This is a genomic window from Streptomyces sp. NPDC127129, assembly GCF_042671585.1.
In the GTDB taxonomy this organism is placed as follows: Bacteria; Actinomycetota; Actinomycetes; order Streptomycetales; family Streptomycetaceae; genus Streptomyces.
In genome coordinates this window covers 555,586-578,534 of record NZ_JBHXTV010000001.1, presented here as the reverse complement: position 1 = coordinate 578,534, position 22,949 = coordinate 555,586, and the positions used below count along the sequence as shown (strand labels likewise).

The following is a 22,949-nucleotide window of genomic DNA, read 5'->3' as shown; positions in this document are numbered from 1 at the left end:
CGCGAGTACGCCGACGCCCCGCCGCGCATCCCGCGCGGCGGGGCGTCGGCGTGTGCGGCTCACCGCGCGCCGGCGGGCAGCGCGGGCCGCCGTGTCACCTCGGGGAAACACCGGCGTGTGAGGCTCGGCCCATGAGCACACCCGTCACCCCGCCGCCCGCCACCGGCGCACCCGTCACCGCCGCGCCCGCGCCCACCCGGTCCGCGCCCACCGCGCCCGCCCCCTCGGTCGCGCGCCTTGACGCGTCCACGATCCGCGCCCAGGCCTCCGACGGTCTTGCCGCCCTCCTCGTCGACGCCGTGGCCGGCGGGGCCTCCCTTGGCTTCCTCGCGCCCCTGGACCCGGCCGAGGCGGCCTCCTGGTGGCAGACGGTCGCCGAGGAGGCCGAGCGGGGCGTACGGGACGTCTGGGCGGTCCAGGGGCCCGCGGGCGAGGTCCTCGGCGCGGTGACGCTCGTACGGACCGAGAAACCGAACGGCCGCCACCGGGGCGAGGTCGCCCGGCTGATCGTCCACCGGGAGGCCCGGGGCCGGGGTCTGGGCGGCCGCCTGCTGGCCGCCGCGGAGGCCCACGCGGCCCGGGAGGGCCTCACGCTCCTCATCCTGGACACCGAGACCGACAGCCCCGCCGAGGGGCTCTACCGCAAGGCGGGCTGGACCGCGGCCGGAACGATCCCGGACTTCGCCGCGGACCCGGCGGGGACCCTCCGTCCCACCACGCTCTACTACAAGCGCCTGCCCTGATCCGGATACGACGAAGGGCCCGGTTGCTTCCCGCACCCGGGCCCTTCGTCGTCGTACACGTACCGCTTACGGCAGCTGAGCCGCCTCCGCCTGCCGCGCCTCCCGGTTCTCACGCCGGTTGTCGCGGAAGGTGTTCACCCGCCGGGCCGTCGCGAAGAGCGGGATCACGGCGCCCAGCACCACCTGCAGCGCGCAGCCGGTCTGGAGCAGCAGCTGCCCGCCGGGCGCGTCGAACGCCCAGGCCGCCAGCATGCCCATCGCACCCACGATCCAGCTGAGCATCGCCACCGCGAGGATGCCGCGCGGCTTGGGGTACTCGACCCGGCTCACCATCAGCCAGGCGACACCGATGATCGCCAGCAGCGTCGGGATGAACGGCAGCTCGAGCAGGACGATCGAGACCACCGTCAGCGCGCCGAAGGGGCTCGGCATGCCCTGGAACATGCCGTCCTTCATCGTCACGCACGAGAATCTCGCCAGCCGCAGCACCACCGCGAGCAGCACCACGATCGCGGCCACCGCCGAGACCTTCTGCTGCGCGCCCGGCGTGACCATGCCGTACACGAGTACGAAGTAGGCCGGGGCCAGACCGAAGCTGATCAGGTCCGAGAGGTTGTCGAGCTCGGCGCCCATCGGCGACGAGCGCAGCTTGCGCGCCACGATGCCGTCGAACAGGTCGAAGATCGCCGCGGCGAGCATCAGGATCACGGCGGTGGCGGCGCTGTTGCGCGCCATGCCGGTCTCCGTGCTGCCCGTGAGGTGCGGGATGAGGATGCCGGTGGTGGTGAAGTACACCGCCATGAATCCACACGTCGCGTTACCGAGCGTGAGGGCGTCCGCTATGGACAGCCTCAGCGACAGCGGCATCTCCTCGGCGTCCTCGGCCTCCTCCGCGTCGCTGTCGGCGACCCACTCGGCGGCCCGGGTGTCGGGATCAATCACGGTCAATGCGAGTCACCCCCGCGGTCGTGGTCTGACCGACCTCGACGGCGACGTCGACACCCTCCGGAAGGTAGATGTCGACGCGCGACCCGAAGCGGATCAGACCGATGCGCTCGCCCTGCTCGACCTTCGTCCCCTGGGGGATGTAGGGCACGATGCGCCGGGCCACGGCACCGGCGATCTGCACCATCTCGATGTCACCGAGCTCGGTGTCGAAGTGCCAGACAACGCGCTCGTTGTTCTCGCTCTCCTTGTTGAACGCCGGCACGAACCCACCGGGCACGTGCTCCACGGACGTCACCGTGCCGGCCAGCGGCGCGCGGTTGACGTGGACGTTCAGCGGGCTCATGAAGATGGCGACCCGGGTGCGTCCGTCCTTCCACGGCATGATGCTCTGCACCACACCGTCGGCGGGGGAGATGACCCGGCCCTGAGCGATCTCGCGCTCGGGGTCGCGGAAGAACCACAGCATGCCCGCCGCCAGGGCGGTGGTGGGCACGGCGATGGCCGCGGCACGCCGGGACCTGCGCGCACGCACGAGGCTCAGCGCCGCGGTGGCGACGGTCGGCAGAAGCCACGGCGATGCTCCGCGTGCGATGCGTACGCCGGCGAGGCTGTCGCGAGGTGCAGAGGTTTGGCTGTGGGGCATGGATGACCTTCGTAGCGGATGATGCCGCACTGGCAACGGGGGACGGCGGCTTTCCTTCGATGCTATCGGTTGGGAGCCGCAACTGGGTAAGCCAGAAGCCGAGTCGGTCGGCCGGAAACCCTCAGACGATGCTGACAGGGTGTGATCTTCTTCGCGGCCGAACCGACTCAAAAGCGACAATCAACCCTGGAACCGGTACTCCTCGAGCAGTCGGCGACCAATGATCATTTTCTGGATCTCGGCGGTACCTTCACCGATGAGCAGCATCGGAGCCTCACGGTAGAGACGCTCGATCTCGTACTCCTTCGAGAACCCGTATCCACCGTGGATACGGAAAGCGTCCTCGACGACTTCCTTGCAGTATTCGGAGGCGAGGTACTTCGCCATCCCTGCTTCGAGGTCGTTTCGTTCCCCGGAGTCCTTTTTGCGTGCTGCGTTCACCATCATGGCATGAGCGGCCTCGACCTTGGTAGCCATCTCGGCCAGCTTGAACTGAATCGCTTGGTGCTGGGCGATCGCCTTGCCGAAAGTGTGACGTTGCTGGGCATACGAGACACCCAGTTCGAAAGCACGCTGCGCGACGCCGCAGCCACGGGCCGCGACATTCACGCGGCCGACCTCCACGCCGTCCATCATTTGGTAAAACCCTCGGCCGGTGACCCCGCCGAGGACCCGATTGGCCGGAATGCGCAGTCCGTCCATGATGAGTTCGGTCGTGTCGACGCCCTTGTAACCCATCTTGTCGATCTTCCCGGGAATCGTGAGGCCGGGGCGGACCTCTCCGAAACCGGGCTCCTTCTCGACGAGGAAGGTCGTCATCGACTTGTGGGGCGCGGTGCCCTCCGGGTGTCCTTCGTCACTTCGGACGAGAACGGCGACCAGCGTTGACGTTCCGCCGTTCGTCAGCCACATCTTCTGGCCGTTCAGGACGTACTCGTCGCCGTCCTTGACCGCCTTCGACGTGATGGCCGACACATCCGAGCCGAGGCCCGGCTCCGACATCGAGAACGCGCCACGCGTCTCGCCGGCCGCCATCCGCGGGAGGAAGTAGTCCTTCTGCTCCTGCGTGCCGTGCTGCTTGAGCATGTACGCCACGATGAAGTGGGTGTTGATGATGCCGGAGACCGACATCCAGCCGCGGGCGATCTCCTCCACGCACAGCGCGTACGTGAGCAGCGACTCACCCAGACCCCCGTACTCCTCGGGGATCATCAGACCGAAGAGGCCGAGCTCCTTGAGCCCGTCGACGATCTGCTGCGGGTACTCGTCGCGGTGCTCGAGCTCGGTCGCGACCGGGATGATCTCCTTGTCGACGAACTCCCGGACGGTCTTGAGGATCTCCTGCTGGACATCCGTGAGCCCGGCGGTCTGGGCGAGTCGGGCCATGGCTACTTCTCCGTCTTCTTCGCGGGCTCGATGAGCTCGGGGCGGCCGGGCTGCTCGCCGCCGCGCTCCTTGATGTACGTCTCGGTGGGGACCATCACCTTGCGGCGGAAGACACACACCAGGGTGCCGTCCTGCTTGTAGCCCTTGGTCTCGACGTAGACGATGCCGCGGTCGTTCTTCGACTTCGACGGCGTCTTGTCGAGGACCGTGGTCTCGCCGTAGATGGTGTCGCCGTGGAAGGTCGGGGCCACGTGGCGCAGCGACTCGATCTCCAGGTTGGCGATCGCCTTGCCCGAGACGTCCGGGACGGACATGCCGAGCAGCAGGGAGTAGATGTAGTTGCCGACGACGACGTTCTTGCCGAAGTCCGTCGTGTTCTCGGCGTAGTTCACATCCATGTGCAGCGGATGGTGGTTCATCGTCAGCAGGCAGAAGAGGTGGTCGTCGTACTCGGTGACCGTCTTTCCGGGCCAGTGCTTGTACACGGCGCCGACTTCGAACTCTTCGTAGGTGCGGCCGAACTGCATCGGACTCAGGCCTCCGGGATCTCGAACTTGGTGGTGCGCTCCATGCCGGCGGCGCGGCCCTTGCCGGAGATGACCAGCGCCATCTTGCGGGAGGCCTCGTCGATCATCTCGTCGCCGAGCATGGCCGAGCCCTTCTTCCCGCCGGCCTCGGAGGTGTAGTAGTCGTACGCGTCCAGGATCAGCTCTGCGTGGTCGAAGTCCTCCTGCGACGGGGAGAAGATCTCGTTCGCGGCGGCGACCTGGTCCGGGTGGAGCACCCACTTGCCGTCGAAGCCGAGCGCGGCGGCGCGACGGGCGACCGCCTGGTAGCCCTCGGGGTTGCGGATCTGCAGGTAGGGACCGTCGATCGCCTGGAGGTTGTTGGCGCGGGCGGCCATCAGGATCTTCATCAGGATGTAGTGGTAGGCGTCGGCGTCGTAGCCCGGCGGCTGCTCGCCGACGACCAGGGACTTCATGTTGATGGAGGCCATGAAGTCGGCCGGCCCGAAGATGATGGTCTCGACGCGCTGCGAGGCCGTGGCGATCGCGTTGACGTTGTTGAGGCCCTGGGCGTTCTCGATCTGCGCCTCGATGCCGATCTTGCCGACCTCGAAGCCCATGGTCTTCTCGATCTGCGTCAGCAGCAGGTCGAGCGCCACGATCTGCTGGGCGTCCTGGACCTTCGGCAGCATGATGCAGTCGAGGTTCTGGCCGGCGCCCTCGACGACGGTGACGACGTCACGGTACGTCCAGTGGGTCGTCCAGTCGTTGACGCGCACGACACGGGTCTTGCCGGTCCAGTCGCCCTCGTTGAGGAACTTGACGATGGTGTGGCGGGCCTCGGGCTTGGCCAGCGGCGCGCAGGCGTCCTCCAGGTCGAGGAAGACCTGGTCGGCGGCGAGCCCCTGGGCCTTCTCCAGGAAGCGCGGGTTGGAGCCGGGGACCGCCAGACACGAGCGACGCGGGCGGAGTCGGTTCACGGGGCTGGTCATGCGGGGACCTCCAGGGGGTCGAGCTTGTTCGCTTTCCGGATCTCGTCGACGATACGGCCGATGATCTCCGTGATACCGAAGTCCTTCGGTGTGAAGACGGCGGCCACACCCGCGCGCTTCAGTTCTGCGCCGTCGGCGTTCGGGATGATCCCGCCGACGATGACCGGCACGTCGGTCGCCCCTGCCTCACGGAGGCGGTCGAGGACGTCCGGGACCAGCTCGGCGTGCGAGCCGGAGAGGATCGACAGACCCACGCAGTGCACGTCCTCCGCGAGGGCCGCGTTGACGATCTGCTCGGGCGTCAGCCGGATCCCCTGGTAGACCACCTCGAAACCGGCGTCACGCGCGCGCACGGCGATCTGCTCGGCCCCGTTGGAGTGGCCGTCCAGGCCCGGCTTGCCGACCAGGAGCCGCAGCCGCCCGGAGCCCAGCTCCGTGGCCGTCCGCGCCACCTTCTCCCGTACGAGAGCCAGCGGGGTGCCCGCCTCGGCCGTCACCGCCACGGGAGCCGACGACACGCCGGTGGGGGCGCGGAACTCACCGAAGACGTCCCGCAGCGCCCAGGACCACTCTCCCGTCGTGACACCCGCGCGGGCGCACTCCAGGGTGGCGGCGAAGAGGTTGCCGTCGCCGGCCGCCGTGGCCTTGAGGGCCGCGAGCGACTCCTGGGCCCGGTTCTCGTCACGGTTGTCGCGCCACTCGTGGAGCTTCGCGACGACCTTGGCCTCGTTCGCCGGGTCGACGGTCATGATCGCCGTGTCGAGGTCCGAGGTGAGCGGGTTCTCCTCGGTCGACTGGAAGATGTTCACACCGACGATCTTCTCGTCGCCGGCCTCGATCCGGGCGCGCCGCTCGGCGTGCGAGGAGACGAGCTGCGACTTGAGGTAGCCGGACTCGACGGCGGCCATCGCGCCGCCCATCTCCTGGATCCGGTCGATCTCGGCCAGGCACTCCTCGACGAGCGAGTCGACCTTGGCCTCGATCACATGCGACCCGGCGAAGATGTCCTCGTACTCCAGCAGGTCGGACTCGTGGGCGAGCACCTGCTGGATACGGAGCGACCACTGCTGGTCCCAGGGCCGGGGCAGGCCGAGCGCCTCGTTCCAGGCGGGCAGCTGGACGGCGCGCGCGCGGGCGTCCTTGGAGAGCGTGACGGCCAGCATCTCCAGGACGATCCGCTGGACGTTGTTCTCCGGCTGCGCCTCGGTCAGGCCGAGCGAGTTGACCTGGACGCCGTAGCGGAACCGGCGCTGCTTGTCGTTCTCGATGCCGTACCGCTCACGCGTGACCTTGTCCCAGATGCGGCCGAAGGCGCGCATCTTGCACATCTCCTCGATGAAGCGGACGCCCGCGTTCACGAAGAACGAGATGCGGGCGACGACTTCGCCGAAGCGGTCCGCGGGGACCTGGCCGGAGTCCCGGACCGCGTCGAGCACCGCGATCGCGGTGGACATCGCGTACGAGATCTCCTGGACCGGAGTGGCCCCCGCCTCCTGCAGGTGGTAGCTGCAGATGTTGATCGGGTTCCACTTCGGGATGTTGTTCACCGTGTAGGTGATCATGTCCGTCGTGAGGCGCAGCGACGGGCCGGGCGGGAAGACGTGCGTCCCGCGCGACAGGTACTCCTTCACGATGTCGTTCTGGGTGGTGCCCTGGAGCCGGGTGACGTCCGCGCCCTGCTCCTCGGCGACCACCTGGTAGAGCGCCAGCAGCCACATCGCCGTGGCGTTGATGGTCATCGAGGTGTTCATCTGCTCCAGGGGGATGTCCTGGAACAGCCGGCGCATGTCACCGAGGTGCGAGACCGGGACCCCGACCCGGCCGACCTCGCCGCGGGCGAGGATGTGGTCGGGGTCGTAGCCGGTCTGCGTGGGCAGGTCGAAGGCGACCGAGAGACCGGTCTGCCCCTTGGCCAGGTTGCGCCGGTACAGCTCGTTGGACGCCTCGGCGGTCGAGTGACCGGCGTAGGTCCGCATGAGCCACGGCCGGTCCTTCTGACGCTCTGTCATGTACGGTCCCGGGCTCAGATGTTACGGAAGCGGTTGATGGCGTCGATGTGCTTCGCGCGCATCTCCGGGTCGCGCACGCCGAGGCCCTCCTCGGGGGCGAGCGCGAGGACGCCGACCTTGCCCTGGTGCAGGTTCCGGTGGACGTCGTACGCCGCCTGGCCGGTGTCCTCCAGGGAGTAGACCTTGGAGAGCGTCGGGTGGATCTTGCCCTTGGCGATCAGGCGGTTGGCCTCCCACGCCTCGCGGTAGTTGGCGAAGTGCGAGCCGATGATGCGCTTCAGCGACATCCACAGGTAGCGGTTGTCGTACTGGTGCATGTAGCCCGAGGTGGAGGCGCAGGTGGTGATGGTGCCGCCCTTGCGGGTGACGTAGACGCTCGCGCCGAAGGTCTCGCGACCGGGGTGCTCGAAGACGATGTCGATGTCCTCGCCGCCGGTGAGCTCGCGGATGCGCTTGCCGAAGCGCTTCCACTCCTTCGGGTCCTGGGTGTTCTCGTCCTTCCAGAACTTGTAGCCCTCGGCGTTGCGGTCGATGACCGCCTCGGCGCCCATCGAGCGGCAGATGTCGGCCTTCTCGGGGGAGGAGACGACGCAGATCGGGTTGGCGCCACCGGCCAGCGCGAACTGGGTGGCGTACGAGCCGAGCCCGCCGCTCGCGCCCCAGATCAGGACGTTGTCGCCCTGCTTCATGCCGGCGCCGTTGCGGGAGACCAGCTGGCGGTAGGCGGTGGAGTTGACGAGACCGGGAGAGGCCGCCTCCTCCCAGCTCAGGTGGTCGGGCTTGGGCATGAGCTGGTTGGACTTGACGAGCGCGATCTCCGCCAGGCCGCCGAAGTTGGTCTCGAAGCCCCAGATGCGCTGCTCGGGGTCGAGCATCGTGTCGTTGTGGCCGTCCGAGGACTCCAGCTCGACCGAGAGGCAGTGCGCGACGACCTCGTCACCGGGGTTCCAGGCGTTGACGCCGGGGCCGGTGCGAAGCACCACGCCCGCGAGGTCGGAACCGATGATGTGGTACGGCAGGTCGTGGCGCTTGGTGAGCTCCGACAGGCGTCCGTAGCGCTCCAGGAAGCCGAAGGTGGAGACCGGCTCGAAGATCGAGGTCCAGACCGAGTTGTAGTTGACCGAGCTGGCCATGACAGCGACCAGCGCCTCGCCCGGCCCGAGCTCGGGCAGCGGGACGTCGTCGAGGTGGAGCGACTTGCGCGGGTCCTTGTCGCGGCTCTCGAGGCCGGCGAAGATCTCGACCTCGTCCTTGTGGACGGTCACGGCTCGGTACGACTCGGGGAGCTTGATGTTGGCGAAGTCCGAGGACGTGGAGTCCGGGGACTGGATCGCGTCCAGGATGTCCTTCACGGGGTGCCTCCGGCGGTGCGGCGTCTGAGGGAGACGCGCTGAGGGTTACGGCGGGGAGTGCTGCTCTGGAGGTGTGCCGTCGGTTCGGCGGGGTGGTGCGGTGGCGGCGCCGGGTGGGCGCTGAGGGTTGCCTGTGACGCAGGCGTCCGGGCGCACAATCACGATGGCTTGTGGGGACAGCCGGCGCACGAGGAGACCTCGGCGCGCCGGCCGCCCGGACAACATCAACGTATGGCACCGCGTGTCACCTGACAAGGCACTGCGTGCCAACAATTTCACTCATATGCAATCTGCTGGTCACACATGAGCGATGATCGATCGAATGTGGGGGCAAAACGGGACGAGGGCCGCCCCCGGGTGGGGGCGGCCCTCGTCGTTCGTGAGTCCGGTGGTCAGTCGCGCCTGAGCGCGTCCTGGATGGTCCGCATGACCTCGTCGAGCGGAGCGTCCGTACGCGCCACCGCGACGAGCACACCGCCCTCGGTGGACGCGGTCGCCGCGGGAGCCTGCGGGGCCGTCCGGGGGCCCTGTGCGGCCGTCTGCGGGGCCGCCTGCGTGGCCGCCTGCGGGGCCGAGACCGGCCGGGCGCCTATGCCCGTACCGAACGTCTCCCGGACGATCGCGAAGGCGTGGTCCAGCTGCGTCTCCACGTCCCCCTGGCCGCCGGCCCGCAGCCAGCGGCGCAGCACGTGGTTGTGGGCGGTGACGACCGCCGAGGCGGCCACCTCGGCCAGCAGCGGGTCGTCGTTGCCGTCGTGGTGGTCGCGCTCGTCGAAGTGGCCCAGCAGATAGCGGGTGAACAGCCGCTCGTAGCGGGCCACCGAGGCGATCTCGCGCTCCCGGAGCGTGGGCACCTCACGAGTGAGCCGGTACCGCTCCACGGAGACCGCCGGGGACCCCGCGTACATCTTCATGACTTCCTTGATGCCCCGGCAGACGGTGTCCAGCGGGTGCTCGTGCGGCGGGGCGGCGTTCAGCACCGCCTCCGCCCGCACCAGGGTGTCGTCGTGGTCGGGGAAGATCGCCTCTTCCTTGGAGCGGAAGTGGCGGAAGAAGGTCCGGCGGGCGACCCCGGCCGCCGCCGCGATCTCGTCGACCGTCGTGGCCTCGTACCCCTTCGTCGCGAAGAGCTCCATGGCCGCGGCCGCCAGCTCGCGGCGCATCTTCAGCCGCTGCGCGGCCGCACGGGTGCCCGCCGCGCTCTCCTGGCTGTCGGAGGTGGACGTGGCACGGGGTGACTTCGCGGCCTTGGACATGTCCTGAACGTACTGCATCAGTGCGGGAGTGTGCCCAGGTGGGGGAGGGTCGCCCGGGCCCGTGCCGGGGGTGCCGTGGGCACTCCCGGGGCTCAGCAACCCTCCCCAGCCCGCGTAGGGCTCAGCGTCGGGCATATTCGCGGAAGCCGCGCCCCGTCTTGCGGCCGAGGCAGCCGGCCGCCACCAGGTGCTCCAGAAGCGGTGCCGGAGCCAGGCCCGGGTCGCGGAACTCGCGGTGCAGGACCTGCTCGATGGCGAGCGAGACGTCCAGGCCGACGACGTCGAGCAGCTCGAACGGACCCATCGGGTAGCCGCCGCCCAGCTTCATGGCGGCGTCGATGTCGTCCAGGGTCGCGTAGTGCTCCTCGACCATCTTGATCGCGTTGTTCAGGTACGGGAAGAGCAGCGCGTTCACGATGAATCCGGCCCGGTCGCCGCAGTCCACCGGGTGCTTGCGGATCTTCGCGGTGACCTCGCGGACCGTGGCGTGGACGTCGTCCGCCGTCAGGACCGTACGGACGATCTCCACCAGCTTCATCGCGGGCGCCGGGTTGAAGAAGTGCATCCCGATGACGTCCTGCGGGCGCGAGGTGGCGCGGGCGCAGGCGACGACCGGCAGCGAGGAGGTCGTGGTGGCGAGCACCGCGCCCGGCTTGCAGATCTTGTCGAGCCGGGCGAACAGCTCCTGTTTGACCGCCAGGTCCTCGGCGACCGCCTCCACGGCCAGGTCGACCTCGGCGAAGGCGTCGAGCGAACCGGCCGGGGTGATCCGGGCCAGCGTCTCCTCGCGGGCCTCGCCGGTCATCCGGCCCTTGTCCACGGAGCGCGCGAGGGACTTCGCGATCCGGGCCTTGGCGGTGTCGGCCTTCTCCTGGGAACGGGCGGAGAGGACGACCTCGTACCCGGCCTTGGCGAAGACCTCGGCGATCCCGGAGGCCATCGTGCCGGAGCCGGCGACGCCGACCGAGCGGACCTCGCGGCCGCCGCCGGCGGCGGCGCTCTCCAGCGGGGTCAGCGCGTCACGGACCACCGTGGCCGAGCCGGCCGCGTCGTACGTGTAGAACCCGCGGCCCGACTTGCGGCCCGAGAGGCCCGCCTCGCTGAGCTGCTTGAGGATCGGCGCGGGGGCGTGGAGCCGGTCGCGCGACTCGCTGTACATCGCCTCCAGGACGGTGCGGGCGGTGTCGATGCCGATCAGGTCGAGCAGCTCCAGCGGGCCCATCGGCAGACCGCAGCCGAGCTTCATGGCGGCGTCGATGTCCTCGCGGGAGGCGTACTTCGCCTCGTACATCGCCGCGGCCTGGTTGAGGTAGCCGAAGAGCAGGCCGTCCGCGACGAAGCCGGGGCGGTCGCCGACCGCGACGGGCTCCTTGCCCAGGTCGTGCGCGAGGGCGGTGACGGCCTCGACGGCCTGCGGTGCGGTGAGGACGCAGGAGACGATCTCCACCAGCTTCATGGCCTGGACCGGGGTGAAGAAGTGCAGGCCGAGCACGCGCTCCGGGTGGGCGGAGTCGGCGGCGAGCCGGGTCACCGAGAGGGCGTTGGTGCCGGTGGCGATGATCGCGTCGGGCCGGACGATGGCGTCCAGGGCCCGGAAGACCTCCTGCTTGGCCTCGTACGACTCCGGCACGACCTCGATCACGAGGTCGGCGTCGGCCGCCGCCTGCAGGTCGGAGTAGGTGCGGAAGCGGGCGAGGACGTCCTGCCGCTCCTCCTCGGTGATCCGCTCGCGGGCCACCGCACGGGCGGTGGACGCCTCCAGGGCGGCTACGGCCTGGGTGGTGGCGGCTTCGCTGATGTCGATGCCGATGACCTCGCGGCCGGCCCGGGCGAGGACATCGGCGATGCCCTTGCCCATGGTGCCGAGACCGACGACGGCGATGGTGGAGAGAGGGGTGTCCATCAGGGGACTCCAGGAGGGAAGAGTGACGACTGAAGGCGGCGCGTGCGGGCGCGAACAGATCGCGAACGGAAAACGCGGGAGTTCGCGACGGAAGCGCGAAGAGATCGCGTGGAAAAGGCGATGGACTCTGTCCCGGAGTCACATCGAAAACTGCCGAACCGACAAACTCGAACTCACGACGGCTGCGTCACCAGGCCGTTGTGAGGTTGCGGGGGGTGACCCGCTCACCTGAGATTAACCGGCGGGTAACGAGCGCGCCAGTCCCGGGGAGTTCGGAAAATGTGATCTGGATCGCGGATACGCTGACGGCCATGGAAATCGCCCAGGACCCCGAATTCTGCTCGATGATCGATCGATTGCGGGACGAGATCCACGACGGCACGGAAAGTGATCGAAAGGCATTCGAAGAACTCGCCGCCACCGACGACCCCGAGGCGTCCGCCCGCGTCCTGACCGCGCCCGGCCAACCCCTCTGGGCCCGCGAGATCGCCGCCTTCCGGCTCGGCCTCGTCCGCGACCCCCGGGCCTTCGAAGCCCTGGTCCTGCTCCTCAACCACCGCGACCCCGAGCGCTGCGTCTCCGCCGCGTACGCCCTGGCCCGGCTCGGCGACCCGCGCACCGCGCGCGCCGCCGCCGCCCTCGCCACCAACGAACTCCGCGCCGCCTACGCCCTGTTGCCGGTGCGGCTGCTCACCGACCTGCGCGCCCCCGAGTCCGTGCCGGCCCTCGTCACCGTCCTCGAACGGCGCCTGGGGACCGACGACCCCCACTGGCGCGTCGGCGTCGCCTGCGCCGAGGGGCTCGGCACCCTCGGCGACCCCCGCGCCCTGCCGGCGCTCAAGGCGGCCCTCCCGCACCCGCGCCTCGGCCCGGCGGCCGCAGAGGCGCTCGCCCGGCTCGCCCCCCAGGGCCCGTCCCTCTGATCAGGCCCTAGCCGGCCTCGCCCTCCGGGACCAGGGCGAAGGCCTCGATCTCGATCAGCAGCTCCGGGCGGACCAGCGCGGAGACCTGGACCGCCGAGCTCGCCGGGAGCGGCGCCGTGCCGAAGGCCTCGTCCCGCGCCGTCCGTACGGCGGGGAGATGGGCGACGTCGGTGAGGAAGTACGTCAGCTTCACCACGTCCTCGAACCCCGCGCCCGCGGCGGCGAGGCAGCGGCCCAGGTTCGCGAAGACCTGGCGGGCCTGCGCGACCGGGTCGTCCGCCCCGACCACGGCGCCCGACGCGTCGAGGGAGCACTGGCCGGATATCGCGACGAACCGGCCCGTGCCCCACACGACATGGCTGAACTGGGGGCTGGCCGCGAGACCGTCGGGGGCGGACACATGGGTCAGGTGCGTACTCATGCCCGACATCCTCGCGCACGCCACCGACAGTCGGGGCCGGCCCCCTTCCGTGGCCTCCCCGTGCGGGTGCCGATCCTCAGCGCGCGTGGCCGAGGAGCCCGTGCAGGACCGCGCCGCCCGGCCCGTCCGGCGCCGTGCCGTCCGGCGCGGAGCCGTTGCGGGGAGCGGAGCCCGCCTTGAGCGGCTTCGGCTCGGGGAGCGCCTCGCAGACCGCGTCCGCCTCCGACAGGCCGTCACCGCGGGGCACCTCCCCCGTGGAGAGGTACGTCGCCAGGTGCCCGTCCATGCAGTCGTTGCCGGCCAGGGTCACTCCGTGGTTCCCGCCGCCCGCCTCGACCACGAGGCTGGAGCTCTGCACCATCCGCCGCAGCGCGACCGCGCCCTCGTAGGGGGTGGCCGCGTCGTCCGTCGCCTGGAGGATCAGTACCGGCGCCACCTCGTCGTTGGTGACGTCCGGAGGCGTCAGCGAGTCCACCGGCCAGAACGCGCAGGGAGCGTTGTACCAGGCGTTGTTCCAGGTGGCGAAGGGTGCCTTGGCGTGCACGTCCCAGTTGTCCGTACGCCAGGTGTTCCAGTCGCGCGGCCACTTCGCGTCCCGGCACTGGACGCCCGCGTAGACCGAGTAGCCGTTGTCCGACGCCTTGTCCGGGGCGGCGTAGCTCTCGTACACCCGGGTCAGCGGGACCGCGTTCGCGTCGTTGACGTACGCCGAGAACGCCCCGGCGAGCGACGGCCAGTAGCCGTTGTAGTACCCGCCGGGCAGATAGGTGTCCTCCAGCTCGCCGGGGCCGACCTTGCCGCCCGCCGGGGTCTCGCGCAGCGCGTCCCGCATCCGGTACCAGGCGGCTTCGACCGCCGCCGGGTCCGAACCGAGCTTGTACGTCGCGTTCTGGCGGGCCACCCAGGCCATGAAGTCCTTGTGGCGGGTGTCGAAGGCGAGGTCCTGCGCCAGGTTGTCCTCGTACCAGACGCCCTGCGGGTTGACGACGGAGTCCAGCACCATCCGGCGCACCCGCTCCGGATGGAGCCGCGCGTACACGGCGCCGAGGTAGGTGCCGTAGGAGTAGCCCAGATAGGTGAGCTGGGGCGCCCCGAGCGCCTCGCGGATCGCGTCCATGTCCCTGGCCGTGCTGACCGTGTCGATGTACGGCAGGACGTCTGCGTACTTCTCCCCGCACGCCGCCGCGAAGGCCCGCGCCCGCTCGACGCCCTGCTGCTCGGCCTCCGCACCGCTCGGGAGCGAGTCGGGGCGTACCGGGGTGAAGTGGCCGGGCCTGCAGTCGAGCGCGGGCTCGCTCCTGCCGACCCCGCGCGGATCGAAGCCGATCACGTCGTACTGCGCCGCCACCGCCGCGGGCAGCGCGGCGGCCACGTACCCGGCCAGGGTCCGTCCGCTGCCGCCCGGTCCGCCCGGGTTCACGAGCAGCGGCCCCTGGGACTCCTTCGCCGAGTGCGGGATCCTGGTCAGCGCCAGCGTGATGCTCCGCCCGGCCGGGTCGTCGTGGTTCAGCGGCACCTTGAGCGTGGCGCACTGGAGCTTCGGATACGCCGAGGTGGCACAGCCGCTCCAGACGAGCGGTGCGATCGGGCGGGGGGTCGGCTCGGGCCGGGGGGCCGCGGACGCGGGCAGGACGGTGGCCGTCCCGGCGACCAGCGCTCCAGCGGCGAGCAGCATTCCTGCACGTGTGGTCATAGGGCGTCCGTGCCCCGGAGTGCACGGGGAAGGACCTGTTCCGGCGAGAGTTGACCCGATCAGGCGATGCGTCCGGTCCGTTCAGATCCTCCGGGTCCCGTGATGCGCCGTCAGAGGAGGCTGAGCTGCTCGGGCGCCCCGGCGAGTGCGGGCTCGTCGCCTACGGAGATCCGGCGTGGCGCGCCCCGGTGGGCCGGTCCGATGCCGAACTCGGCCGCCAGCTCGTGCACCTGACGGGTGATCCGGCGCTGGTACCAGGTCGGCGCGTAGGCCCCGGCCGCGTACATCCGCTCGTACCGTCCCACCAGGTGCGGGTGGTGCCGCCGCAGCCAGGTGAAGAACCATTCGCGCGCGCCCGGCCGCAGATGGAGGACGAGCGGGGTCACGGAGGTCGCGCCCGCCTCCGCGACCGCGCGCACGGTCTCCCGCAGCTGCTCGGGGCGGTCGCCGAGGAAGGGGATCACCGGGGCCATCAGCACCCCGCATCCGATGCCGTGCTCGCCGAGCGTGCGGACGACGTCCAGGCGCCGCTCGGGGGAGGGCGTCCCGGGCTCCACCGTGCGCCACAGCTCCCGGTCGGTGAAGCCGACGGAGACGGAGATGCCGACCTCGGTCACCTCCGCGGCCTGCACGAGCAGGTCGAGGTCGCGCAGGATCAGGGTCCCCTTGGTGAGGATGGAGAACGGGTTGGCGTGGTCCCGCAGGGCCTCGATGATCCCAGGCATCAGGCCGTAGCGGCCCTCGGCCCGCTGGTAGCAGTCGACATTGGTGCCCATCGCGATGTGCGCGCCCTGCCAGCGGCGGGAGGCGAGCTGGCGGCGCACCAGCTCCGGCGCGTTGACCTTCACCACGATCTGGGAGTCGAAGCCGAGACCGGTGTCGAGGTCCAGATAGCTGTGGGTCTTGCGGGCGAAGCAGTAGACGCACCTGTACTGCCCGAAACGACCCGCTAGGATCTCATCACTCAAGTGACCGAGAGCGGGGCGGCCATGACGGGCTTTCAGCAGGGTGCGATCTACACCCGGATCAGCCGAGACGACGAACTCACCGGGGACGGTGTCACCCGTCAGGACGAGGATGCCGGGGCGCTCGCCCTCGCGCGAGGCATCCCGGTTCAGGGGCGGTACACCGACAACGACATCTCGGCGACCACCGGCAAGCGGCTGCGCCCCGACTACGAACGGCTCCTGACCGCCGTGCGCGCCGATCGGGTGGACGTCGTGATCGTGGCTGCTCTGAGCCGACTGTGGCGCAACCGGCGCGAGCGGGCCGAGGGGATGGAGCTGTTCCGCGCGCACGGCGTCTCGATCCTCGCCGTCAAGGGTCCCGAGCTGGACCTAACCACCGCGAGTGGCCGGCTCCTCGCGGGGCTCCTCGGCGAGGTGGACTCGTTCGAGGTGGAGCAGATGAGCGAGCGCGAGAAACGGGAGATGCGTCAGCGGGTGGAGAAGGGCCTCCCCGCGACCGGCCCGAGGGCGTTCGGCTACAGCGCAGACGGCTGGACGATCATCCCCGAGGAGATGCCCGAGGTCGTGAAGGCGTACGAGACGTTCGTGGTCACGAGGTCGGTGTCCGGCATCACGCGAGACCTGCGCGAGCGAGGAATCCTCAACAAGGACGGGGATGCCTGGACCAACAACGGAGTGCGGTGGGTACTGAAGAACCCGCGGTACGCGGCACTGCGCGAGTACGAGGGGGAGCTGTACGAGGGGAAGTGGCCGGCAGGTATCCCCGAGGATCTGTGGCGCGCCGCTCAGCACATCTTCGAGACCGAGGACCGGGCCACCTCCCCGGGACCCGCGCGGCGCCACCTCCTCTCCGGCATCGCTCTGTGCGGTGTCTGTGCCGACGGAACCACCGTGACGAGCGGCTCCCGAGGAGGGAAGAAGAGCGAGGTGGCCGAGGGTGACGACGGCCGCCCGGGGGACGTGGCCGAACTCCACATGGGAGGCGGCGAGGCGACGGCGCAGCCCACATACCGGTGTCGGCTGAGCAAGCACCTGAGCCGGAACATGGAACCGGTGGACCTCCTGGTGGAGGAGTTCATCTTTGCCAGGCTCACCCGCCCTGACGCGGCCGAGCTGTTCCACGACGAGACCGCCCCAGGTGCCGAGGATCTCCGGACGCAGGCGGTAGCGCTGCGGACCCGGCTGAAGGCCCTCGCCGCCGCGTTCGCGGACGACGACGAGGCCGACGTGATGGAGTTCCGAGACGCGACCCGGCTCCTTCGCGAGCGCCTCGCTGGGGTCGAGAGCCGCATGGCCCACCCGCAGCGGGCACGGATCCTCTCGGGCCTCGTGGACGCGGACGACGTGCGCGCCGCGTGGAAGAGGCTCAGCCTGGAACGCAGGCGAGCCGTGGTGGACCTCCTCGCCGAGGTGACCGTGGACCGGGCGGGCGGCGGCGGTCGCCGGCCGTTCAACCCGGACACCGTGCGGATCGCCCCCCGCGCCTGACGGCGGGCACACGGAACACCCCCGCAGCTGCTCCGGATTCGCAGGTCCTCACGTTCACGGAGTGCATCCCGTCAGTCGAGTTACTCGGACCCAGGCGTGATCACGCGGACTAGGCGAAATCCGGAGACGCCGGGACCATCCGGGACCTACCCTCCCGGCATGACAGAGAGTGAGTCGCTGCCCATCGCCAGCGCTTCTGGAGAAGTTGTACGGCGTGTGCCGGGGCAGGGTCGAATGCCGCCGTTGCCTCGGCCCGCATTGTCGGAGGGTCGCGGCGCCGAGTTGTCTCCCCCCCGTCCGCCAGGCCCGGCGGCCCGCTGCGGTCGTTCCCTCCCCATTCGGCTTCTCCCTCGTTGTCTAGGGGGGAATTCTGTGCAGCTCCAAGGCCTGATCGATGGTGCAGGTAGTAGGTCTCAGGGATCCACGCGGTAGGGCAGGGCCGTCAGCGTTTAACTCGGTTGCGGACAGCGAGGACGGCCAGGCCCAGTAGGACAGGTTCGGTTAGGCGGGAGGTCATCTCGATGTAGGCCCCAGCGGTGGTGAGGTCCTGCCCGGAGGAGCGGAACACCACCGAGTTGAGGGTGACGTTCAGGGCCTTCTCGAAGCGCTTGCTGGTGAACCGGTTGCCGGTGGGGTTTCGGGGATCGTCCTTGTCGAGTTCAAAGGTAACCGTGCCACCGTCTGCCGGGACGGTGCCGGAGGCGGTCTGCTTCGGGGTCTCCTGGGCGAGGCCGAAGGCCATCAGCAAGACGACGGTGAGGAGCATGGTTGTCCCGAGCCAGGCCAACGCGCGGGAGGCGCGCAGGCCGTAGCCGGACAGCGCCCAGTAGGCGGTGAGCAGGCCTCGCTCGCTGCGGGGGATGTCGTCGGCGTGGCGGCGCATTTCCATCTCCCCGTAATAGAAGTCCGCAGCCCCCGGCTCGTGTTTTCTGTCCTCGAATGCCTTGCGCAGCGCTCTGTACACCGGAGCCAGCTGCAGCGGTCCCGTCCGCCCGGCGCCGAGGACCGCCACGTTCCAGCCCGGCACTGACTGCGGCTGGGTGGCGCGCCAGTGGTGTTCCTCGGCCAGGACCCGGCGCGCGGTGAACCGTACGGGCCGCCAGCGCCGCCAGTGCACGGCGGCCGGAGTCGTGTCGAACGTGCAGGCTCCCTCCAGGCGGAGCTGGTCCAGGTGCACGGTGCCGGCGAACAAGCAGCCCGACAGCTCGACGTCGGCCAGGACGAGATGAGCCGCATCCACTCCCCGCAGTGACGCCATCCGCACCCCGGGGCCGGGCGCGCCCTCAAAAACCTCTTCGGGGAGTTGTCGGCCGCCGGTGAGTACGAAGGGATCCGGCTCGGCGGCGATCGTGAGGGGATACTCGAACACTGCATGCGCGAAGTCCACCGTGGCGTAGCGCAGACGGACCTCGGCAGTGGCAGTCCAGCGAGTCCGGTGACACTCCAGACGGCGCGCGGCGAATGACAGGGTCACGGGACCGCCAAACACCGCGCCAGACAGCCTAACCCGCCCAGCACACACGAAAGGCCCGAACTGATCAGCCTCCCCAAAGGTGGCCGACTCGAATCTGGCGTCGCTCTTGAAGGTGGCCGACTCGAATCTGGCGTCGCTCTTGAAGGTGGCCGACTCGAATCTGGCGTCGCTCTCGAAGGTCGCCGTCCGGAACCCGGCGCCGCTCTCGAAGGTCGCCGACCGAAACCCGGCGTAGCTCTCGAAGGTCGTGGACCAGAACCCAGCCTCGCCCTTGAAGGTCGCTGACTCGAACTTGGCGCCGCCCTCGAAGGTCGCCGACCCGAACATGGCGTAGCTCTTGAAGGTCGCCGACTCGAATTGGACCACGTCCTTGAAGGTGCCCTCGAACCAGGCGCCGCCCTCGAAGGTCGCCGACCCGAACATGGCGTGGCTCTCGAAGGTGGCCGACCCAAACCAGACGTCTCCTTTGAGGGTCGCCGACCCGAACTCGGCGTTTCCCTTGAAGGTCGCCGACCCGAACCCGGCTTTCCCTTTGAAGGTCGCTGACTCGAACCAGGCGCGGCGCTCGAATGTCGCCGACCCGAACTTGGCGGCGCCCCTGATGGTTGCCGACCCGAACCCGGCGTCGGCCTTGAAGGTTGCTGACTCGAACTCGGCGTTGTCCTTGAAGGTTGCCGAGCTGAACCCGGCGTCGCTCTCGAAGGTTGCCGAATCGAACCTGGCGTCGCGCTCGAATGTCGCCGACCCGAACCCGGCGTCGCGCTCGAATGTCGCCGAATCGAACACGGCGTAGCTCTTGAAAGTCGCCGACCAGAACCAAGCGGTGTCCTGGAAGGTTGCCGACTCGAACGTGGCGTAGCGCTCGAAGGTTGCCGAATCGAACCTGGCGTCGCGCTCGAATGTCGCCGAATCGAACTCGGCGTCGCCCTCGAAGGTTGCCGACCCGAACCCGGCGCCGCTCTCGAAGGTTGCCGACCCGAACCGAGCGGCGCCTGATCGTGTGTTACCGGTTGAGGGGTCGCGGAGGGCGTTGAGCAAGGCGGTGAGGAGGGAGAGGGTGAACGTGGTGCCCCGGTGGTCAATGCTCGCGCCGGGTGTCAGGCTGTCCAGATAGGCATCCCGATCGCTGTCGATCAGGTGGGCGAGGCACGCGGTGTGGCCGGGGACGTGGATGCCGCGGCAGCCGACAGGATCGGTGGCAGGGTCCGCGCCGTGCGCGCAGTGCGGCCAGGACGGTGTCGTCGGGAGTGCGCTCATGGGTGTGCGGCTCCAAGGTGTCTGGGTGCCCGTACAGACGTCCCTGGGAACGGGAACGGTTCACGCCTGACGGCGATGGGCAGCGGCAAAGATCCGACCCCACCTCTCGAACGTGCCGTACGTGGATGAGCCGCCATCTCAGAGGGTTTCATCACCGGACCGTCGTAATCGCGGACATTGATCTCTCCAGGGGATGCCGGCGGCTGCGGCTGTCCGTGAGGGCCACCTGTCCCGCTCACAACACCCTTACAACGTCCGGGAGTCCCCGGGGCAGTCGAGGACGGGAAAGGCGCGGATGCGGGCTGAGGTCGTCGCCGTCCCGGGACGCCATCCACGCCGTGAGGGTGTCCAGGGAGTCGTCATCGTTCGGAAGGACCGTGACCGGTGCCGACACCTCGGCCGGGGTGAACTCGTGCCCGCCGCCCGGAAGGTGGAGCGGCGCGGGCTCGCCGCAGGTGGCGCACGCCTGGGGCGCCTCGTCCGTGACGGTCATCAGGCGGCCCGCCGCATCTCGTCGCACTCGGCGGTCAGATAGACCCCGGGCCGTCCGGGCAACGCGATCGGCGGCCACCCCGGGGTTGCGCGCAGCACGTGCGCCGGTCGGCGGCGGTACGGGGCGGGTGCCTCCTTGGCGAAGGTGTGGACCCGGGAGACATCGGTGAGCCACTGCACCAGACCCTCCTCGTCGCCGAACCGCCGCCACATTTCCGCCGCGTGCAGCGCGCTCGCGAGACGGCGGGGGTCGTCCGGGCCGAGGGCGGCTCACTCGGGCGTCCCGTACGTCGGGAGGTCCGCGTCCGTCCATGCGATAAGGGCGCCGGCCCACAGTTCCGTCAGTGCGTGGGCGCTGACACGCGCCTCCGCGCTCGACTTGCGATCACTCAGGTAACCGGGCCTTCTGGCTCCATTGAGTAGCTGATCTCGCCGCTGTGAACGGCTCGGTCTACGAAGAGCCCCGGTTGCCGCCGGGGCTTTCGTCTTTCACCACTTCAGCCCCGGTCGCCGTTACGGCGCCGGGGCTTCGTGTTGTGGTGCGTCTCAGGCGGCGAGGCGGAGCGGCGGACGCTCGGCGGTGCTTGCGCGCCTGGAGTCCTTCAGCAACCCGGCGAGCCGGTCCCGCGTTTCGCTCGTGAGCGGGGGCGCAGCGGCGGCGAGACGCTCGGCGTGCTCGCGGATCCGGGCCCGCGTCGCGTCGTCCAGGGCCATCAGGCGAACACCTTTCGAAGACGGAATCCAGTGGCGGAGAGGTCGGCCACGAGCCGGGCGGCGCGCATGGGTGTGGCGTCGGGCATGGGTTCCCCCCTGGTGGATTGGTGCCGAACTCGGCGGCGATGAGACTGTTGCCTGACTCAGGCCAGGGCCCCGAGGAGCGTCTTCGCGAGGACCGGCGGGCAGGCGTTGCCGATCTGCTGACCGATGTCCCGCCCCGACCACGGCCAATCACCCGGGAAGGACTGAAGGGCCCCCGCCTCGCCGGGGGTGAAGCGCGGCTGTTCCACCGGCTTCACTCCGCGTTCCAGCGGTACCGGGCGCACGGGGAGTGGTTCAACCTGGCGCAGCTCGGCAACCCCGTGGCGATCGTCCGGGAGGCTGTACGCGCCATCCATGCGGGGGAGCCGGTCCCGGTCCCGTATGGGCTCCGCGCCCTTCGGCCCCGGTCCAGGAGTGCGACTCTGACGACTGGGACTCCAACTGGTGGAAGCGTCGGTTCCCGCACTCTCGGACGTACTCCCTGGACTCGTGGGGTGACGACTGACCACCGAGCACAACAGAGCGCCCCGGACCGCATTGCGGTACCGGGGCTGTGGCAGTGAGCGGCCCCGTCGCAGTGGTGTGCGACGGGGCCGGTGTTTGTCGGAACCTGGTGAGTTCGATGGACGAGCTGATGATGGGGGAGGCGTCGCCCGGCGCCTGGCCGCATTCACACCACTTGTGGAGAGCATCTCGTGATGGCCCTCAGCATCCGTGCCTATAGGCCCGAGGACGACGGTGACCGTCGGGCCGTCACCGGCATGTTCGCCGAGTACCTCTGCGAAGGGGCACTGTCCGGCTCGGTTCCTCTGGGGCGCGCGGTGGCCTGTGACCTTGCGACGATCCTCGCCTGTCATGGCGCCACGATCGTCGGTTTCGCGGGCGTGCATACCCACGACTGGCAGGTTGAGCTGCTCTTCGTCGCGCCGGCCTTCCGGCGCCAGGGTGTGGCCCGGGTCCTCCTCAGCGAGGTGGACCAGTGGGCCCGCCGTCACGACCGAGGCAGGGACGGTATCCGGGCCAGGCCTCCCGTGTCCGCGACCGCCGCTCCACTGCTTGCTGAACTGGGAATCCAGGAGGCCCCGCACTCTGACGAGCTGCTGGACGTGGTCCTGCACTGGCGGGAGACGGAGCTGGCGGACGTCGCAGCCGACTGCGACTGCGAGGACCAGCTGTCCGGTCTCTGCCCGGCCTGCTGCGGCAGGTGGGCGCAGGATCAGGCGGAGGGCCAGGTGCAAACCCACCTGGAGGAGATCCGCGCGAGGCCCAAGCCCTCTAGGGTGTCATTCCCCTGACTTGTTGACGCGGCCGGCAACCGAGATGCCAACGATGAGGAGGGAAGGATGGGGGGAGCGGTTGAGTTGACGTCCTCGGTGCCAGGTCACTCGTCGAGCCGTTCCGCGCATTGGGAGCACCGGAACTTCCGCCTGTTGGGGGGTGGCCACGGCGCGTCAGTTCCCTGGGGCCCCAGGCTCACGCGTTCCATCCCTTGTATGGAGGTGCCGCAGAGGGCCTTCTGTGATCCGACAGGGACGGCATGGGTGGCCTTGATGGGCCGGGCCACGTCACCCGGGCCGAAGTCATCGGTCATGTCTCCAGAGAGCTCATCGAACGCGTAGAGGTTCATAGGCTCAGCTTCGGCTCTACGGCCGACAGTCGCATTCCAGAGAGCGAGGTGTCGCTGTTCAACCAGCCAAGGCGGCTGGAGACCAACCCGACGTCGTCTGCCTCCTGGC

At 69.6% G+C, this 22,949-nt stretch carries 21 protein-coding genes; 4 read left to right on the top strand and 17 right to left on the bottom strand.

Going from position 1 to position 22,949, the window contains the following annotated elements:
• Positions 1–131: 131 nt before the first annotated feature.
• Positions 132–743, top strand: coding sequence for a GNAT family N-acetyltransferase (locus ACFVGW_RS02500; protein ID WP_385850409.1), 612 nt, complete (start codon positions 132–134; stop codon positions 741–743).
• A gap of 66 nt (positions 744–809) precedes the next feature.
• Here the strand turns inward: ACFVGW_RS02500 and pssA are convergent, their stop codons facing one another.
• From pssA to ACFVGW_RS02455, 9 genes are all read right to left on the bottom strand, one after another.
• A complete protein-coding gene (gene pssA, locus ACFVGW_RS02495; RefSeq protein WP_385850556.1) occupies positions 810–1,685 on the bottom strand; it encodes a CDP-diacylglycerol--serine O-phosphatidyltransferase in 876 nt (291 codons plus the stop codon).
• Positions 1,678–2,334, bottom strand: coding sequence for a phosphatidylserine decarboxylase (locus tag ACFVGW_RS02490; RefSeq protein ID WP_329114007.1), 657 nt, complete (start codon positions 2,332–2,334; stop codon positions 1,678–1,680). The genes pssA and ACFVGW_RS02490 overlap by 8 nt, the downstream gene beginning before the upstream one ends.
• 180 nt (positions 2,335–2,514) lie before the next feature.
• Positions 2,515–3,720: an acyl-CoA dehydrogenase family protein gene (locus ACFVGW_RS02485; RefSeq protein ID WP_015037484.1), complete on the bottom strand. Its 1,206-nt coding sequence runs from the start codon at positions 3,718–3,720 to the stop codon at positions 2,515–2,517.
• Positions 3,721–3,722: 2 nt separating this feature from the next.
• On the bottom strand, positions 3,723–4,247 hold the full coding sequence (locus ACFVGW_RS02480; protein WP_030320137.1) for a MaoC family dehydratase: 525 nt from the start codon (positions 4,245–4,247) through the stop codon (positions 3,723–3,725).
• 5 nt (positions 4,248–4,252) lie between these two features.
• Positions 4,253–5,218, bottom strand: coding sequence for a CoA ester lyase (locus ACFVGW_RS02475; RefSeq protein ID WP_260226713.1), 966 nt, complete (start codon positions 5,216–5,218; stop codon positions 4,253–4,255).
• Positions 5,215–7,227: a protein meaA gene (locus ACFVGW_RS02470; protein ID WP_352192380.1), complete on the bottom strand. Its 2,013-nt coding sequence runs from the start codon at positions 7,225–7,227 to the stop codon at positions 5,215–5,217. The genes ACFVGW_RS02475 and ACFVGW_RS02470 overlap by 4 nt, the downstream gene beginning before the upstream one ends.
• Positions 7,228–7,241: 14 nt before the next feature.
• Positions 7,242–8,579 (bottom strand): crotonyl-CoA carboxylase/reductase, encoded by a 1,338-nt coding sequence (ccrA, locus tag ACFVGW_RS02465; protein WP_352192379.1) that lies wholly within the window; start codon positions 8,577–8,579, stop codon positions 7,242–7,244.
• Between the two features lie 392 nt (positions 8,580–8,971).
• Entirely contained in the window at positions 8,972–9,835 is an 864-nt protein-coding gene (locus tag ACFVGW_RS02460) for a TetR family transcriptional regulator (protein ID WP_385850408.1), read from the bottom strand.
• 121 nt (positions 9,836–9,956) lie between these two features.
• On the bottom strand, positions 9,957–11,738 hold the full coding sequence (locus ACFVGW_RS02455) for a 3-hydroxyacyl-CoA dehydrogenase family protein (RefSeq protein WP_385850407.1): 1,782 nt from the start codon (positions 11,736–11,738) through the stop codon (positions 9,957–9,959).
• Positions 11,739–12,049: 311 nt separating this feature from the next.
• On the opposite strand from ACFVGW_RS02455, the gene ACFVGW_RS02450 reads away from it, so the two are divergent.
• Entirely contained in the window at positions 12,050–12,661 is a 612-nt protein-coding gene (locus tag ACFVGW_RS02450; protein WP_385850406.1) for a HEAT repeat domain-containing protein, read from the top strand.
• Between the two features lie 7 nt (positions 12,662–12,668).
• Here ACFVGW_RS02450 and ACFVGW_RS02445 read toward each other — a convergent pair whose 3' ends face one another.
• The 3 genes from ACFVGW_RS02445 to ACFVGW_RS02435 all read right to left on the bottom strand — a co-directional run bounded on the left by ACFVGW_RS02445 (position 12,669) and on the right by ACFVGW_RS02435 (position 15,743).
• Positions 12,669–13,082 carry a RidA family protein gene (locus ACFVGW_RS02445; RefSeq protein WP_385850405.1) on the bottom strand — a complete coding sequence of 138 codons (414 nt, stop codon included), beginning with the start codon at positions 13,080–13,082 and terminating at the stop codon, positions 12,669–12,671.
• A gap of 76 nt (positions 13,083–13,158) precedes the next feature.
• A complete protein-coding gene (locus ACFVGW_RS02440; protein WP_385850404.1) occupies positions 13,159–14,775 on the bottom strand; it encodes an alpha/beta hydrolase in 1,617 nt (538 codons plus the stop codon).
• 110 nt (positions 14,776–14,885) lie between these two features.
• Positions 14,886–15,743, bottom strand: a complete 858-nt coding sequence (locus ACFVGW_RS02435) for a radical SAM protein (RefSeq protein ID WP_385850403.1) — start codon at positions 15,741–15,743, stop codon at positions 14,886–14,888.
• Here ACFVGW_RS02435 and ACFVGW_RS02430 point away from each other — a divergent pair, their 5' ends adjacent.
• On the top strand, positions 15,744–17,231 hold the full coding sequence (locus ACFVGW_RS02430; protein ID WP_385850402.1) for a recombinase family protein: 1,488 nt from the start codon (positions 15,744–15,746) through the stop codon (positions 17,229–17,231).
• A 442-nt stretch (positions 17,232–17,673) separates the two neighbouring features.
• Here ACFVGW_RS02430 and ACFVGW_RS02425 read toward each other — a convergent pair whose 3' ends face one another.
• The 5 genes from ACFVGW_RS02425 to ACFVGW_RS02405 form a co-directional block, all read right to left on the bottom strand.
• On the bottom strand, positions 17,674–19,962 hold the full coding sequence (locus tag ACFVGW_RS02425; protein WP_385850401.1) for a pentapeptide repeat-containing protein: 2,289 nt from the start codon (positions 19,960–19,962) through the stop codon (positions 17,674–17,676).
• Between the two features lie 235 nt (positions 19,963–20,197).
• Positions 20,198–20,455, bottom strand: coding sequence for a hypothetical protein (locus tag ACFVGW_RS02420; RefSeq protein ID WP_385850400.1), 258 nt, complete (start codon positions 20,453–20,455; stop codon positions 20,198–20,200).
• Complete coding sequence (locus ACFVGW_RS02415; protein WP_385850399.1) at positions 20,455–20,634, bottom strand: hypothetical protein; 180 nt, start codon at positions 20,632–20,634, stop codon at positions 20,455–20,457. The genes ACFVGW_RS02420 and ACFVGW_RS02415 overlap by 1 nt, the downstream gene beginning before the upstream one ends.
• A 366-nt stretch (positions 20,635–21,000) precedes the next feature.
• Positions 21,001–21,168, bottom strand: a complete 168-nt coding sequence (locus ACFVGW_RS02410) for a hypothetical protein (RefSeq protein ID WP_385850398.1) — start codon at positions 21,166–21,168, stop codon at positions 21,001–21,003.
• 143 nt (positions 21,169–21,311) lie between these two features.
• Positions 21,312–21,461: a hypothetical protein gene (locus ACFVGW_RS02405; RefSeq protein ID WP_385850397.1), complete on the bottom strand. Its 150-nt coding sequence runs from the start codon at positions 21,459–21,461 to the stop codon at positions 21,312–21,314.
• A 450-nt stretch (positions 21,462–21,911) separates the two neighbouring features.
• Here ACFVGW_RS02405 and ACFVGW_RS02400 point away from each other — a divergent pair, with 450 nt between their 5' ends.
• Complete coding sequence (locus tag ACFVGW_RS02400) at positions 21,912–22,508, top strand: GNAT family N-acetyltransferase (protein WP_385850396.1); 597 nt, start codon at positions 21,912–21,914, stop codon at positions 22,506–22,508.
• Positions 22,509–22,949: the final 441 nt, after the last annotated feature.